Origin of the sequence: Gordonia otitidis (assembly GCF_020735545.1) — a bacterium.
GTDB lineage: Bacteria > Actinomycetota > Actinomycetes > Mycobacteriales > Mycobacteriaceae > Gordonia > Gordonia otitidis.
The window spans coordinates 3,439,081-3,454,282 of the sequence record NZ_CP085974.1 but is presented as its reverse complement, the minus strand read 5'-3'; the positions used below and the strand labels follow the sequence as shown (position 1 = coordinate 3,454,282).

Below are 15,202 nucleotides of genomic sequence, written 5' to 3'. Positions count from 1 at the left end.
GGGCAATGGCCGACGCGGTCGGGGTCACACACCGATGATCTCCTCGACATCGAGTGTCGCGACGACAGATCAGTCGAGGTGACTGGGCATCCGCACGTTCTTGGCGGCGAGCAGCGTGGCAAGCCCCTGAGGGATCACGGCCAGCGCCAGGATGCCGAAAGCAATCGACCACGATCCGGTGGCGTCGTGAATCCAGCCGATCGCGATGGGACCGGCCGCGGCGAGGATGTACCCGACCGACTGGGACATGCCTGACACCTGGCCGGTCTGGGTGGCAGACGAACTGCGTAGCACCATGAACAACAGGGCGAGGCTGATGGCAGCACCCGGTCCGAGCATCACCATGCACACCCACAGGACCGTGGCATGGTCGGTGAAGACGAGACCGACGAAACCTGCCGCGCAGATGGCCAGGAATCCGAGTGTCACCAGACGCTGATCAGCGAAGCGCCCCGCGATGATCGGGGCGACCAGCGACATGATCAGTGCGACGACCTGGCCGATCGCCAACACGGTCCCGGCACTCGCGGCAGAACTACCGTGGTCGATCAGGTACTGCGGGAGCCACGCACTGAACGTGTAGAAGATGAACGACTGGGCAGCCATGTAGACGGTGATCGCCCAGGCGATCGGATCACGCCAGAGCCCGGGAGCCCGCGGACCCACCGCGACGGTGTGCACCCGGCGCAGTTGCGGAAGCCAGACGACGATGGCGACGATCGCCAGCAGCGCCCACATCGCCAGTGACATACGCCAGTTCTCGTTGAGCGCCGTGTCCAACGGCACCATGACCGCGGCGGTGACCGCGGCCCCGCCCGACAGGGTCATCGAGTACAGACCTGTCATCAGACCCGACCGATGCGCGAAATCGCGCTTGATCAAGGCGGGCAACACCACGTTGCACACACCGATCGCGGCTCCGAGGACCGCTGACCCGAGGAAGAGAGTGGGCACAGAGGGGATGAGACGCAACAGGATTCCGGCCACCAGGACGATCAGTGAGGCGAAGATCGTCCGCTCGATCCCCCACCTCGCCGCAAGCCGCGGCGCCATCGGGGCGGTGAGTCCGAAGAACAGCACCGGCAGCGTGGTCAGCAACCCCGCTGTGGCACTGGAGAATCCGAGATCATCGCGGATGACGTCGATCAACGGCGCAACGGAGACGACGGGGGGACGCAGGTTGGCGGCGACCAGCATGATCCCGACAGCAGCGAGAATCGCTGCCACACCCCGTAATTCGCCGGGATTGCGGTGAAGAGAATGCTCGGTCGGGGTCTCGGGGGTCGTCGACGGCGCGTGTGTCGACCGCGCCTGTGTCGACGATGCGGCGCCCGATGTTCCGCTCACCGACGCACACTCCCTTCCGCCTCGGCGAGGTAGTCGACGACGGCTGCACGCGCCGCCTGCTCGTCGCCCACATCGATCGCGGCGACCACGTCGCGGTGCCCAGCCGGATGCATGTTGGCCGAGATCGACAACTCCGCGATGTCGGCATGGGTGCGGTGCATCACTTCTAGGACGCCGGAGTAGATCTCGATCAACAGCGGATTCCCCGACGCCGCAACGAGTTCGGTATGGAAGTCGATGTCGGCATCGGCGTAGGCGTCGATGTCACCGGTCGCGAGGATGGCCTCCGCACGGTCGAGCGCGTCCCGCAGGGTGCGCTTCGCGTCGGCGGTGGCGTCTCGTGCCGCGCCTGCGGCCGCCTCTGATTCCAACGCCCGCCGCACTTGCAGCAACTCCAGCATTTCCGACGTCGCCATGCGGGTCATCGCGGCGGCGAACGTGTTGGCGCTACGCACGTAGGTACCGTCACCGCGGCGCGGGACGAGCATTCCCGAGTGTTCGAGAGCTCGCACCGCCTCGCGAATCGTGTTGCGCCCCACTCCGAAATGCTTCACCAGTTCCGGTTCGGGCGGGATACAGGTGCCCACCGGCCACTCGCCGTCGCGGATGAGCCTCTCCATCCGCTCCACGACGAGTTCGCTGGTCCGCCTGGGACGCTCGATGACATCGGACATGGGCACATCCTAACATCCCATGTTTGACTCTCCTGGGCGAGTTCCGGGCTTGTGCCTGGCGATCGAGAGGATGGACGGACCTCGGTGGCGTGGCAGAGTGGCCGCGGACCTCTCGAGAACCGCGGTCAGCGAGTCGCGAGCGCGTCGCCGATCACGGCAGCGACCATCATCGTCGTGGCGTGCGGTCCGCTGCGGCCAGAGGTCGGGAGAATCGAGCCGTCGACGATCCGCAGGTGTCGCACGCCGCGGACGCCACCGAGCCAGTCCGTCCGGTCGCCCATCGGCATCGAGCCCCAGGCATGCTGAGAGGTCCGCAGGACCGGATCGATCCGAATGGATTCGGCATCGACGAGTGCATTGAACACCGGCGAGGCCAACATCGCGACCACGTCTCGCGTGCTGCGCGCCAGTCGCTCACGCACATCGTCGACGGGCGGGCCGAGTCGTATGCCGACTGCGTCGCCGTCGAGGTACACCTCTCCCGGCGCGCCGGGACGCATCGCGGCGATTCCGACGGCGGGCCCCGACGGGGCCATACCACTGATATACCGCGCAAAATCATCGCGGTAGCAACGGATTTCGAGGCCGTCGGCGGTGTGTACCGCCGTCGGCAGGAGCGGACCCCGTCGGTACTGCTCACGCAGGCGGTACCCGACCAGCACCTCTCGGTGCTCGTGCACCTGCAACTGCGCACCGCCGATCCCGGACCTCATCAACACCCGTGCGGTGCCGAGGGTCCCGGCGCACAGAATGACCTCCCCTGCGTGTATCTCGCGGCCGTTGCACACCACGCCGAGTGCATCATCGCCGTCCATGAGTAGTCGATCGACCCGTGCACCGGTGCGGACCCGGAGGTTCGGGCGGGTCAGATGCGGACGCAGGTACGCATCGGCGGAGGTACGGCGAGCACCGTCGAGGCTGTTGGAACGCACTCGATTGACTCCGACGACCGGCCACTTCTCGTCGAACGGTCGGGTGGGACAACGCGCTCCCCAGTACTGCTCGAACGCGCGCGCGGTCGGGGCGAGCTCGCCGTCGGTGTAGGGATGGACCGCCATCGTCGCGTCGAGTTCGGTGTAGGCCTTGTCGATGGCGTCGGCGGTCCACGTCCCCTGCCAGGTATCGAAGTCGTCGCGGTGCCACCGCATGAAGTAGGCGCCGTTCACGGTCGAGGACCCGCCGAGTCCGCGTCCGCGAACGATCGACAGATCCGGCGATCCACCGTGGTGGGTCACGAACGGCTCGTCCTCGGAGATCGGTAGCCTCCGCAGATCGAGGGCTTCGGCGTCCGGCCAGTCGTCCGGCCCCTGCTCGAGCACGAGCACCGACCGCTGATCGTGACGCGACAGCCGCTCGGCGAGGACCGATCCCGCACTACCCGCACCGACGATCACGACGTCGGGAGCATCACCACCTTCGGTCGGGTACACCACGATGACCGCGAGTTCGAACGCTTACGGCGTCAGGACCGGACGCAATGCCGCGACATCGCGATGCACGAGCACCCCTTGCCACAGGCCTGCGCCGTAGGCGAGATCGTCGAGTCGTCGGCACAGCAGGTAACCGAAGGGCCCCATGGTCGGTGCGACCGCAGGCTCTGCCGCGACGGAACGGATCCACTCGACCAGACCTTCTGCGACCGCGATCTCCACGACGATGCGTCGGAACCGCGGCGAGACGAGAGCGAGCAGTAAAGCCACCGGCCAGTAATGGCGACACACGGCGCCTGCGGCCTGTAACAGCCCGAAGAAGGTTGCGCGAGAAGTCATCTGTGCCGACACGCGCGTTGCTTCGGGTAACTCTCCCAGACGTGTTCGGAGTCGATGGCCGACGCGGAGCAGGATGACCGCGGCCAGGGCCAGGCCGATTCTGGTATGCGTCAGAAGGGCGGCTACGGCAGCTGCCATCGACATCGACATCACGACCGGCGCCACGGAGTCCCCGTGCCGCTCCGCGAGGAACGCCGCACCGGTCCCGTAGAACCGTCGACGATTCAGCACGGTGCGCATCGTGGTGCGGTGATCGTGCGCGACCGTGGCGATCGGGTCGTAGCGAATGCGCCAGCCCTTCTCATGAGTCCGCCAGCACAGGTCGACGTCCTCGGCAACTCGCAGCGATTCGTCGAATCCCTCGAATGCGCTGGTGCGTACCAACATTGCCGCACTGGGGACATAGGCGATCGGCGTTCCCGGCACAACGCCGGCTTCGCTGGGGCCCATGTCGAGCGACGAGTGTCCGTTCTCGTAGCGCTCGGCGAGCGATCGTTTGTGGTCATCGGGCTGCTCGGCGTCGCGGGCCAATCCGACGATGCGCGGTGCCGCGATGGCGACAAGTGGATCCGAGAAGTGACCGAGCAGCATCATCAACCAGTCACTGTTGGGCACCACGTCGGAGTCGAGAAACGCGACGAACTCGGTGTCGGCCGCCGCCGCTCCCGCGTTCCGTGCGGCGGCGGGGCCACGGTTCTGCTCGAAACGCAGCACACGTACCTGCGGTCCGTTGGCGACGATCGGTGTCGATGAGCCGTCGTCGACGACGATCGTCTTGACGCCCTGCGTTGCAGACAGGAGTCTGTCGACGCCGGATTGGTTGTCGCGCACGGGAACAACGATGGTGACGTCGTCGGTGGACGGTCCGTGCATGGGGCGCGGATTGGCCATTCCCGCATCGAGGAGCCGTCGGGCCAGCGCGCGGGTGGGACCGTCGCACACCTCGATCCGGCCGTCGGCCGATGTCATTCCGAGCGCCGCGTCGGACAGGCGCATCATGCGGGTGGGTGACCCGCCGACGAGGAAACGCAGATCACCGTGCCGGGCACAGCGCATGTCGATCTGCACCTGGAAGCCGTTGGGCAATCCACTGGTCGTCGTCGGCGCCGGTGGCGCGTCTGTGGGGGCGTTCATCGCAGCCGTCCGTCCTCGGCGACATCCCATCGCCGGATCGCGGCGCTCAGAGTGCTCACCAGGTGCTCGACCAGCACTGCCCCGTCCCTCGCCGATGCCGTCGTCGGATCGCCGAGTACGCCGTTGACGCTCACTGCGGCAACTCCCCCGTCGCGCATCGTCGGCAGCAGTGTCGCAATGGGCGCACGATTTCCGACCTCGACGCTGTCCTGGCGCACCGACTCGGGCGAAAGATGTAGCAGCACCGACGTTTCCGTCGAACCGGCATGCGCATCGGCGCCGACGAACGCGCATGGACACCACGCGACGTCGCGACCTTCGTAGCGAAGCAACCGGACAGCGTCGACCAGCGTCGTCGCGTTACCGCCGTGGCCGTTGACGAAGACCACGCGCTGCGCCCACCGGCAGGCACTGCGCCCGTACTCCACCAGGACGCCGCGTAGCGCGTCGTGCCCGAGGGAGATGGTGCCGGGGAAACCTTCGTGCTCGCCGCTGGCACCGTAAGCCAGTGGCGGCGCGACGAGGGTCGACCGATCGGCGAGGTCTGTACGAATGCGGGTGACCACGGCGCTCGCAATGCGCGTGTCGGTGTCGAGTGGCAGGTGCGGCCCGTGCTGTTCGAGGGAACCGACTGCGACCAGGAGCGTGGTGGCGGACTCGTCCAGTTCCGGCCAAGTACACGAACTCAAAGTCGCCGGACGCGTCATTGGGTCGACTTTACCGATGTGAAGCCTCGGAGGTAACCGCCGCCGGAAACTTTGTCCCCTATACCGCGGAGAGTCGGCTCGGCGTGCGTGTTGTTGTCCGACAATCAGCCCGGTTCCGCCGTACGGTCGATTCCCGGTCCGCCGGACGATTGCCCCCGGTTCTGTCGGACAACCACCCCCGACCCTGCCGAACGATCGCTCGGTATGGCATGCTGAGGCGATCGTGACGCCCGACACACAGCGGCGCCCCACACCGAGCGGGAGGAACCTCATGAGCGCATCGTCGACCTCCGACGCGGACAGCCGGTCGACCGGCGGCGCATCGTCGAAAAACATTGGTACGGGTGGTCCGCTCAACGGCATACGTGTCGTCGAGTTCGCGGGTATCGGGCCGGGCCCGCATGCAGCGATGATGCTGGCCGACCTCGGCGCGGATGTCATTCGCATCCAGCGTCCGGGGCAGCTGCCTGATCCGGCGCGCAACGCCGACGCACTCCTTCGCGGGCGGCGTGTCGTCGAGGCCGATCTCAAGGACCCCGCCGATCGGGAGAAGATCCTACGGCTCATCGGAAAGGCCGATGTTCTCCTCGAGGGTTTCCGTCCAGGTGTCATGGAGCGTCTGGGGTTCGGCCCATCCGACGTGGAGTCGGTCAACGAGCGCCTCGTCTATGGCCGCATGACCGGTTGGGGTCAGGACGGTCCGCGTGCGCGGCAGGCAGGCCACGACATCAACTACATCTCGCTGACGGGCATGCTGCACGCGATCGGGCGAGCAGGCGAACGCCCGGTGCCGCCGATGAACCTCGTCGGCGACTTCGGTGGTGGGTCGATGTTCTTGGTGATGGGTGTCCTCGCGGCGCTCGTCGAGCGCGCGTCGTCGGGCCGCGGGCAGGTCGTCGACGCTGCGATGGTCGACGGTACTTCGGTTCTGGGACAGATGATCTGGGCTTTCCGCGGGACCGGGTTGTGGCGTGACGAACACGGTACGAACATGCTCGACACCGGTGCGCCCTACTACGAGGTCTACGAGACGTCGGACGGTCGATACATGGCCGTCGGGGCGATCGAACCGCAGTTCTACGCGGAGATGCTGCGCGGCCTTGGCCTGACGGACGCCGATCTTCCCGATCAGAACGACGTCTCGAGCTGGCCCCGGCTGAAGGAGATCTTCACCGAGACGTTCGCATCCCGCACCCGCGACGAGTGGGCGAAAGTCTTCGAGGGAACCGACGCCTGTGTCTCGCCGGTCCTCACCTTCGCCGAAGCCCCCGACGATCCGCACATGGCTGCTCGCGCAAACCTCGTCGAGATCGACGACGTGCGACAGGCTCAGGTGGCTCCGCGGTTCTCCCGGACAACGCCGTCGACGCCGCGGGGCCCGGACCGCGAGGCTGTCGAGGCCGCGACGGTCTGGACCGACTGAGGTCGCGTCGGGCTCGACAGCCCCCGTCCTGCTGGCCTCGTCGGCGGGTCCGGGCGTGAACCGGCAGGGGCCCGGATCATCTGACCCGCACGACAACTAGAACGTGTTACAGTTCTGCTCATGGGACAGTTCGACGGCACGGTCGTGTACATCACGGGTATCGCACGCGGCCAGGGCCGCAATCATGCCATCCGTTTCGCGCGTGAGGGCGCGTCCATCATCGGCCTCGACATCGCCGACACCGTCGCCGACTACATCACCTATCCGTCCTCGACGGAGGCCGACCTGGCCGAGACAGTACGGCTCGTCGAAGAGGTCGGCGGCAAGATCCTTGCGCGACAGGGCGATACCCGCGATCTGGTTTTCCAGGAGCAGCTCGTCGCCGACGGCGTCGAACAGTTCGGTCGGCTCGACCACGTCGTCGCCAACGCCGGCATTCTGTCATGGGGATTCACGTGGGAACTGCCCGAGAAACAGTTCACCGATGTGCTCGACGTCAACGTGACCGGGACCTGGAAGACACTGCGCGCCACCATTCCCGCGCTGCTGGAGACCGAGGCAGACAACCGGTCGATCGTGGTCGTCTCGTCGGTCGCGGGCCTCAAGGCGATGCCGATGCAGGCCGCGTACTCCGCGTCGAAGTACGCGTTGACCGGACTCGCGCAGACCACGTCGAAAGAGCTCGCGCCCAAGAACATTCGCGTCAACTCGGTGCATCCGTACGCGGTGGACACCCCGATGGGCGTCGCCGACACCTCGGCGATGAGGATCTTCGAGATGGGCGAGTACACGCGGTACTTCATCTCGATGATGGATCACTTCCCCGTCGCCTCCACCGACGACATCAGCGACGCCGTGCTGTACCTGTCCTCCCCCGCCGCCCGCGCCATCACCGGCGCCCAGTTCCAGATCGACATGGGCAACTCGAAGGTCTGAGGCGCTGCGTCTCGCGCCGAGGCACCGGTTTTCGCGCCGACAGCACCGGAAATCACGCCCACGGCACCGGGCCTCCCGCCGACAGCACCCGGTCCTACGCCCACGGCACCCGGTCTTACGCCCACGGCACCAGGAATTACGCCGACAGCACCCGGTCTTACGCCGACAGCACCAGGAATCGCGCCGACAGCACCGGTGTCACGACGCGGCGTCGAGTTAATTCCCAAAAACGCTGCGGCGCGGGAGTTTCGCGGGAAGAACGGAACGGCACCCGCTGGAATTGGGGGATGGATACTCTTCCCCTACTTTTATGCTCTTCCCTGCAAAGTTTCTCGGGGAAGGGCACGAAACCCGCGGAAGAATCCTTTCCCCTCGTTTCTGCGAGGCGCCGCACCCGCTCGGCAGCGCTTCCCCCAGTTTCTGCGAGGCGCCGCACCCGCTCGGCAGCGCTTCCCCCAGTTTCTGCGGAGCGCAGCACCCTCGCGGCAACTCTTCTCCTAGTTCCTGCGGGGCGCAGCACCCGCTCGGCAACTCTTCCCCTACTTTCGTACTCTTCCCCGCGAAGTTTCTCGGGGAAGAGCACAAAACCCGCGGAAAGACCCTTTCCCCTACTTTTCGCGCGCCGCACGCACCCCGCCGCGGCCCCGCACCCCCGCAAAGCGCGGACGGAACGGGAGCCGAAGAGTCGACACCCCGCGGCAGCGGCGCCGCGAGGCGTCGACTCGACCACCCGCACGCGGGCGGTCAGACGTGGCCGAACGACCGCTCGAAGCCTTCGGGGATGATCAGGTCGTCGCGGGACAGTTCGTGAACGCTCTTGTGGCCCAGGCCCATCACGACGCCGTCGAGGCCCATGCGGAGCAGGTCGAGGACGTTCTCGACGCCCGCCTGACCGTTGGCCGCGAGTCCCCACAGGTACGCGCGGCCGATCATCACCGCACGGGCGCCGAGGGCGACGGCCTTGGCGACGTCGCTGCCGCGTCGGATTCCACCGTCGAGGAGCACCTCGATCTGGTCGCCGACGGCGTCGGCGATACCCGGAAGCAGTCGGATGGTGGCCGGGGTGCCGTCGAGGTTGTTGCCGCCGTGGTTGGACACCGAGAGCGCGGTTGCGCCGATGTCGACGGCACGTTTGGCGTCGTCGAGTCGCGTCACGCCCTTGACCATGAACGGTCCGCCCCACTGCTCGCGCAGCCACTGCAGATCGTCCCAGGTGGGCGGCGGGGTGTTCATCCACTCGCCGTAGGCGCCGAAGAATGTCGGGCCTGGCTGCCCCTTGCCCTTGGAGACGTTGGGCGCGGTGAGGTCGGGGATGATGATCTTGCCGTCCTGAATCCAGTCGAGTGCGTATCGCGGCTTGACGGCGATCTCGGGGGCGAGACGCAGCAACGCCTTGAAGTCCACCTTCTCCGGGATCTCCGGGCTCCCCCAGTCACGACCGATGTTGAAGACCCAGTCGGTGGTCACGATGAGTCCCTTGGCGCCGGCCTCTCTCGCGCGCATCGCGCGGGCGAGGATGTCGTCGCGGGAACCGAGCCAGTAGATCTGGAAGAAGACCTTGTCGTTGACCGCGGTGACCTCTTCGATCGGGTGAGATGCGAAGCTGCTCAATCCCATTGCGGTTCCGCGAGCGGCAGCGGCTCGCGCCACCGCGACCTCGCCGTCCGGGTCGACGGCTTGCACACCGGTCGGCGAGATCATCACCGGAAATGACAGGTCCTGCCCCATCACGGTGGTCGACAGTTCACGATCGGGCTGCGCTCCCACGACGTGCGGCGTGTACTCGATCTCGTCGAACGCCTCGACGTTGTCGCGGGTGGTGTGCCCGCCCTGAGTGCCGGCGATCAACGACGAATAGACCGACTTGGGCAGACGCTTCTTCGCTCGACGCTGCGCCTCGTGGACGGTCTCGAACCAGGGATTGCGCGCCCAGGGATTGGTGACCATGGTGTGTTCCTACCTATTTCATTCTGCCGCGGGCACGTTCGGACGAGCCCGGTGTCGGACCGGGCGGTGTGCGTGCTCGTGTGTGGGTTGTTACAGCGCGAAGCCTGCGAGCGGATTCTCGTCGCAGTTCTTCGACGGCGGGCCGCCGACCGGCGCGAGATCGCCGTCTGGCCTGCGCGTCATGAGTGTGAGGGGTGTGCCGCGCGAATGATCCTTGTTCGCAGTCGGTTTGGACCGTTCACCGGCAAGCAGCTCCTCGCCGAAGCCCTGCACACATTCGGGGTCGGGTCCCGCAAGCGGTAGTCCGGTGAAGAACTTGGCCGCCATGCAGCCTCCGCGGCAGGCATCGAAGTGGGCGCACTTGGTACACGCTCCGGCGTTCTGCGGCTCACGCAGTTCGGTGAACAGCTCGGAGTTCTGCCAGATCTCGGAGAAACCACCGTCGGACACGATGTTGCCCGCGAGGAAGTTCTCGTGGATCGCGAACGGGCATGCGTAGACGTCGCCGACGGGATCGATGAGGCACACGACACGGCCCGCACCGCACAGGTTGAGACCCGGGAGCCCTCCCCCGTTGCCCGATCCGAACGCCGAGAGGTGGAAGAAGGAGTCGCCGGTGAGCACGTTCTCACCGTGTGCCACAAGCCATTCGTAGAGCTCGCGCTGCTGCGAGGGAAGCGGATGCAGGTCGTCCCAGACGTCGGCGCCGCGGCCGGATGGACGCAACCGGGTGATCCTCAACGTGGCACCGTACCGGTCGGCCAGCGCTTTGAATTCGTCGAGCTGCGCGACATTCTGACGGGTCATCACCACGCTGATCTTGGCGTCGCGGAATCCCGCCTCGGCGAGGTTCTCCAGCGCCCGCACGGCCATGTCGAACGAACCGGGTCCGCGCACGGCGTCGTTGACCTCCGCGGTGGCTCCGTCGAGAGAGATCTGGACGTCGACATAGTCCGACGCCGCGAGGCGCTGCGCGACCGACTTGTCGATGCGCAGGCCGTTGGTGGAGAACTTCACTCCCACCTGATGGCTCGTCGCGTAGTCGACGAGTTCCCAGAAGTCGGGTCGCACAGTCGGTTCGCCGCCGCCGATGTTGACGTAGAACACCTGCATGCGCTGCAGCTCGTCGATGATCGCCTTGCACTGCTCGGTCGAGAGCTCACGCGGATCGCGCTTGCCGGACGACGACAGGCAGTGCACACACGCCAGATTGCACGCGTACGTCAGCTCCCAGGTGAGGCAGATAGGGGCGTCGAGGCCCTTCTCGAACTGGTCGACGAGGCGCCCGACCTTGGGGGGCGCGGCAGACGTCGCCAGTGCGGAGGTCGCGGCGAGTTCGGTTGCGGTTGGCGGCAACTCGAGAGTGGTCATGGATACTCCTTGGCGCTTGCTGTGGAGAAGCTTGCTGTGGACGTGGGAGCTGACGCGGACGTACGGCCGCGAGGGGCTGACTTCTTCCGAGGCTCAGGTCGCCTCAGTCCGCGCGACGACAGATCATCTCCGACGCGGCGAGAGCGTCGAGCGCCTGCACATAGAGCGGACGCTGGGCCGCGTCGATACCCGCTGCCGCGAGGGCGTCGTCGGCGCTGTCGTGATCGCGCAGGGATTCGACGATGCCGACCACCGTGAGGTTCTTGAGGAACGAGAGCTTGCGCGTCCCGAAGTGATAAAGCAACGCGCCGAAGGGTTCTGGGCGTAACGCGACCTTCGGGTTGAGCTGCCAGGCCTCCGCGGCGTCGAAGGTCGCTCCAGGTCGGCCGGTGGTGGCGGATGCGGCCGGGTCACCGGTGGCCGCGTCGCGACCCCCGGTGACCTCATGCGATGTCGGTGCGGACATCAGTAGACCCCGCACATCCCGTCGATCGAGACCTCTTCGACAAGCGATTCGCCCACGAGCTCGGCATCGGTGTCCGCCGGAATCCCGGTGGTCGCCGTCGCGTCCTGCACAGACTTGGCTGACTGATCTGCCATGATCCAAACCTCCTTGTGTTGGTGAAGTGAAGTGGATCACGCAACACTATAATGGCACCGGGTGCATGAAAACAGCCCACAGCGGAAACTATCCAGACGGACAGGTGAGGATGAACCCTTCGGACCCCACCACCTCGACGGCCCCGGAACCCCCGAACGCACCACGCCGAAGGCCCTCGACGACACCACGCCGCAGGCCAGCGGCGACACCGGGCCGCAGGCCGATCACGACGCGCGACGAGATCAGCGAGATCGCGATCGACATGTTCACCGAGTCAGGCTTCGAGAACACCAGCGTCGACGACATCGCCGACGCCGCGGGCATCGCCAGGCGTACCTTGTTCCGCTACTACCCGTCGAAGAACGCCATCTGCTGGGGAGACTTCGACTCACACCTCGACGACATGCGCATGCTGCTGGCCGGAATCCCCCCGGAACTGCCGATCGCGCAGGCGTTGACCGACGCGCTCGTGTCGTTCAACGCGGTCGACGACGCCTACCTGGATCACCATCGTCGTCGCATGACACTGCTTCTGGGAGTGCCTGCGTTGCAGGCATATTCGATGCTGATGTATGCCGAGTGGCGTCAGGTGGTCGCAGAATTCTGTGCGCGCAGACTCACACTCGACGTCGGCGACCACATTCCCCAGACCATCGGCTGGATGTGTCTGGGCGCCACCCTCGCCGCCTACGAGCAGTGGTTGGCTGATCCCGAAGCCGATCTGACCGCGCTGATCGTGTCAGGGTGCGCGACACTCACCGACGGCCTGCGCGCTCTCGGGTGAGCTGGGTCTTCACCCCAATCGCACATGCCCGATGGCGGCCGACTCGTATGCTGCGGTTGCCCGACCATCAACATCAGATTTCCTCGGAGGTCCACACCGTGAGCGTCGCCGTATCCACCAGAGCGGCGCTCGCCGCGGTAGCCACTGTGATAGGCCTCGCGCTTGCGGCGCCGCTCGCGCAGGCGACACCGACTCATGCTGCGCCGAGTGCCGGCCGGGCAGGCTCCGCCGGGTCGGTCATCGACACCCAGGCCCGCCCCGACGGGTGGCGTGGTGCCGCCCATGGCATCGCCATCGACTACTGGACACGTGGCGCCGACGGAACGCCGGTGCCTGCCAGCGGCGGCCTGCTCCTTCCCGCCGGACGGCCGCCCGCAGGAGGCTGGCCCGTGGTCGCCTACACACACGGCACGTCCGGGTACGGACCGGGCTGCGGCGGCCAGAGCGCCCCGGATGCCAAGTCGGACAGGTTCATCGCACGCCTCCTGGCGTCCGGGTACGCGGTCGTCGCACCCGACTACGTGGGACTCGGACGGTTCGACACCGGCGTCCATCCATATCTCAACGTCGACAGCGAGGGCGCTGCCACCATCGATCTGCTGCACGCGGCGCGCACCGTCGAACCGCGTCTGGCCGACAAGTGGGTGGTTGCCGGTCCGTCGCAGGGAGGGCATGCCGCGCTCGCGACCGCACACCTGCAGAGCAGGTACGGCGGGCCAACAGACTTCCGGGGAGCGATCGCAGTCGACCCCGAATCCGACGTCGAGGAGGTGATGAGCTTGCTCGGGCCGTACGTCCCGCCTGCTCCTGCAGTCCTGGAGAAGGCCTACGGCTATCTGCTCGCTGTGCTCGCGGGTAACCGGGTTGCGGACCCGACAGTCGATGTCGACAGCTACCTCTCGCCCTACGGTCGACGTCTCGTGGACACCGTGGGCAAGGGCTGCCCGGCCCCCAAGCTTCCTGCGGGGACGGCGTTCGGGAGCCTGCTCGCCAAGCCGCTCGGATCACCCGCGCTGCGTGCCTCCCTCGAGCGGTACATGGCGGTGCCCACGTCCGGATACACCAGACCGACCCTGTTGCTCGTCAACGCGGGCGACCTCACCGTGCCCTCCCCGCTGCACGCGAAGCTCGAGGCGGACTTCACCGCGAACGGCGTGGACCATCGGACCGTTCTCGGCACGGGCAGCCACACCCAGATGAATTCCGCGCAGTGGGCGGCGTGGGACGATTTCCTGCGTAGCGCCTTCGCGCGCTAAGTGGACGAACGAGCAGTTCCGAGCGGGCTGAACGAGCAGCTCCGAACAGCGGCTCAAAAGAACCACTCCGGCACCTGACGTGACCTCGCCCGGCCGTCGGACGACCTAGTCGATACCCTGGGCCGATCAGCTACGCTAGGCTGAATTAGAACGTGTTCTCGTTTTGAGGACGACAGGTACGCAGGAGAGTCCGCGAGATGGCAGAACTGACCCCGCACGGATCACGCAGTGTGATCCTGACCGTGGCCGACGTGATAGACGAGACCGCCGACGCACGCTCGATCGTGTTCGAGATCCCCGATGAGCACAAGGATGCCTTCACCGACTACAAGCCGGGTCAGTTCCTCACGCTCCGCATCCCCAGCGACCAGACGGGCTCGGTGGCGCGGTGCTACTCGCTGGCCTCGTCTCCAGCGACCGACGAACTCCCCAAGGTCACGGTCAAGCGGACCGTCGACGGATATGGCTCGAATTGGGTGTGCGACAACCTCGCCGCCGGCACCGAGATCGAAGTGTTGCCGCCGTCGGGGGTGTTCACCCCGCACACGCTCGACGACCCGATGCTGCTCATCGCCGCCGGTAGCGGCGTCACCCCCGTGATGTCGATCCTCAAGACGGCCCTCGCGTCCTCGACCGCCCCGGTGGTTTTCTTCTATGCCAATCGCAGCGCCGACGACGTCATCTTCGCCGCCGAACTCGACGAACTCTCCCGCGCCAACGCCGACAACCTGACCGTCATCCACTGGCTCGAAACCGACAGAGGCCTACCGGACGCCGCCGCCCTGGCCGAGATCTTCTCCCCCTACGTCGGGCACATCGCCTACATGTGCGGACCGGGACCGTTCATGGACGCTGTCCACAGGGCGCTCGACACCGCCGGATTCGCCCACCACGACGTGCACACCGAGGTGTACAACTCGCTGTCAGGCGACCCGTTCGCCGATCACGAACTGACCGAGGTCTCCGACGACGAGAAAGCGGCCGCAGCGGTGGTCGAGGTCGAACTCGACGGCGAGACCCACGAACTCGCATGGCCGCGTAGTCGTTCGCTGATCGACATCATGCTCGAAGCGGGACTCGATGCGCCGTATTCGTGCCAGGAGGGCGAGTGCGGTTCGTGCGCATGTACATTGACCGAGGGAACGGTCGAGATGGACAACGACGGTGCACTCGACCCCGAAGACATCGAAGACGGGTACATCCTGGGTTGTCAGGCGCACCCGACCTCCGACCGACTACGAATCGAGTTCTGA

Annotated in this window: 14 protein-coding genes; 5 read left to right on the top strand and 9 right to left on the bottom strand. The window is 66.4% G+C overall.

What is annotated here, in order from left to right; translation table 11 throughout:
• Window positions 1-69: 69 nt before the first annotated feature.
• The 5 genes from LK459_RS15845 to mftE all read right to left on the bottom strand — a co-directional run bounded on the left by LK459_RS15845 (window position 70) and on the right by mftE (window position 5,631).
• A complete protein-coding gene (locus LK459_RS15845) occupies window positions 70-1,347 on the bottom strand; it encodes a CynX/NimT family MFS transporter (RefSeq protein WP_407648599.1) in 1,278 nt (425 codons plus the stop codon).
• On the bottom strand, window positions 1,344-2,021 hold the full coding sequence (locus tag LK459_RS15840; protein ID WP_227919477.1) for a FadR/GntR family transcriptional regulator: 678 nt from the start codon (window positions 2,019-2,021) through the stop codon (window positions 1,344-1,346). Before LK459_RS15840 ends, LK459_RS15845 begins: the two co-directional genes overlap by 4 nt.
• 125 nt (window positions 2,022-2,146) lie before the next feature.
• Complete coding sequence (gene mftG / locus LK459_RS15835; protein ID WP_227919476.1) at window positions 2,147-3,454, bottom strand: mycofactocin system GMC family oxidoreductase MftG; 1,308 nt, start codon at window positions 3,452-3,454, stop codon at window positions 2,147-2,149.
• Between the two features lie 21 nt (window positions 3,455-3,475).
• Window positions 3,476-4,924 (bottom strand): mycofactocin biosynthesis glycosyltransferase MftF, encoded by a 1,449-nt coding sequence (gene mftF / locus LK459_RS15830; protein ID WP_227919473.1) that lies wholly within the window; start codon window positions 4,922-4,924, stop codon window positions 3,476-3,478.
• The gene (gene mftE / locus LK459_RS15825) at window positions 4,921-5,631 is read right to left on the bottom strand and encodes a mycofactocin biosynthesis peptidyl-dipeptidase MftE (protein WP_007236667.1); all 711 of its coding nucleotides are present in this window, start codon (window positions 5,629-5,631) and stop codon (window positions 4,921-4,923) included. The genes mftF and mftE overlap by 4 nt, the downstream gene beginning before the upstream one ends.
• A 271-nt stretch (window positions 5,632-5,902) precedes the next feature.
• On the opposite strand from mftE, the gene LK459_RS15820 reads away from it, so the two are divergent.
• Together LK459_RS15820 and LK459_RS15815 are read left to right on the top strand one after the other, a co-directional pair.
• Window positions 5,903-7,054: a CaiB/BaiF CoA transferase family protein gene (locus LK459_RS15820; protein ID WP_227919472.1), complete on the top strand. Its 1,152-nt coding sequence runs from the start codon at window positions 5,903-5,905 to the stop codon at window positions 7,052-7,054.
• A gap of 120 nt (window positions 7,055-7,174) precedes the next feature.
• Window positions 7,175-7,990, top strand: coding sequence for a mycofactocin-coupled SDR family oxidoreductase (locus LK459_RS15815; protein ID WP_227919470.1), 816 nt, complete (start codon window positions 7,175-7,177; stop codon window positions 7,988-7,990).
• 744 nt (window positions 7,991-8,734) lie between these two features.
• Here the strand turns inward: LK459_RS15815 and mftD are convergent.
• From mftD to mftA, 4 genes are all read right to left on the bottom strand, one after another.
• Complete coding sequence (gene mftD, locus LK459_RS15810) at window positions 8,735-9,937, bottom strand: pre-mycofactocin synthase MftD (protein ID WP_227919469.1); 1,203 nt, start codon at window positions 9,935-9,937, stop codon at window positions 8,735-8,737.
• Window positions 9,938-10,027: 90 nt separating this feature from the next.
• On the bottom strand, window positions 10,028-11,308 hold the full coding sequence (gene mftC / locus LK459_RS15805; protein WP_227919467.1) for a mycofactocin radical SAM maturase: 1,281 nt from the start codon (window positions 11,306-11,308) through the stop codon (window positions 10,028-10,030).
• Window positions 11,309-11,411: 103 nt separating this feature from the next.
• Window positions 11,412-11,774, bottom strand: a complete 363-nt coding sequence (gene mftB / locus LK459_RS15800) for a mycofactocin biosynthesis chaperone MftB (protein WP_227919464.1) — start codon at window positions 11,772-11,774, stop codon at window positions 11,412-11,414.
• On the bottom strand, window positions 11,774-11,857 hold the full coding sequence (gene mftA / locus LK459_RS15795) for a mycofactocin precursor MftA (protein ID WP_227923798.1): 84 nt from the start codon (window positions 11,855-11,857) through the stop codon (window positions 11,774-11,776). Before mftA ends, mftB begins: the two co-directional genes overlap by 1 nt.
• A 161-nt stretch (window positions 11,858-12,018) precedes the next feature.
• Here mftA and mftR point away from each other — a divergent pair, with 161 nt between their 5' ends.
• From mftR to LK459_RS15780, 3 genes are all read left to right on the top strand, one after another.
• Window positions 12,019-12,693, top strand: a complete 675-nt coding sequence (gene mftR / locus LK459_RS15790; RefSeq protein ID WP_227919462.1) for a mycofactocin system transcriptional regulator — start codon at window positions 12,019-12,021, stop codon at window positions 12,691-12,693.
• A gap of 98 nt (window positions 12,694-12,791) precedes the next feature.
• Complete coding sequence (locus LK459_RS15785) at window positions 12,792-13,949, top strand: alpha/beta hydrolase family protein (protein ID WP_227919460.1); 1,158 nt, start codon at window positions 12,792-12,794, stop codon at window positions 13,947-13,949.
• A 197-nt stretch (window positions 13,950-14,146) separates the two neighbouring features.
• Window positions 14,147-15,202, top strand: a complete 1,056-nt coding sequence (locus LK459_RS15780; RefSeq protein WP_227919459.1) for a ferredoxin--NADP reductase — start codon at window positions 14,147-14,149, stop codon at window positions 15,200-15,202.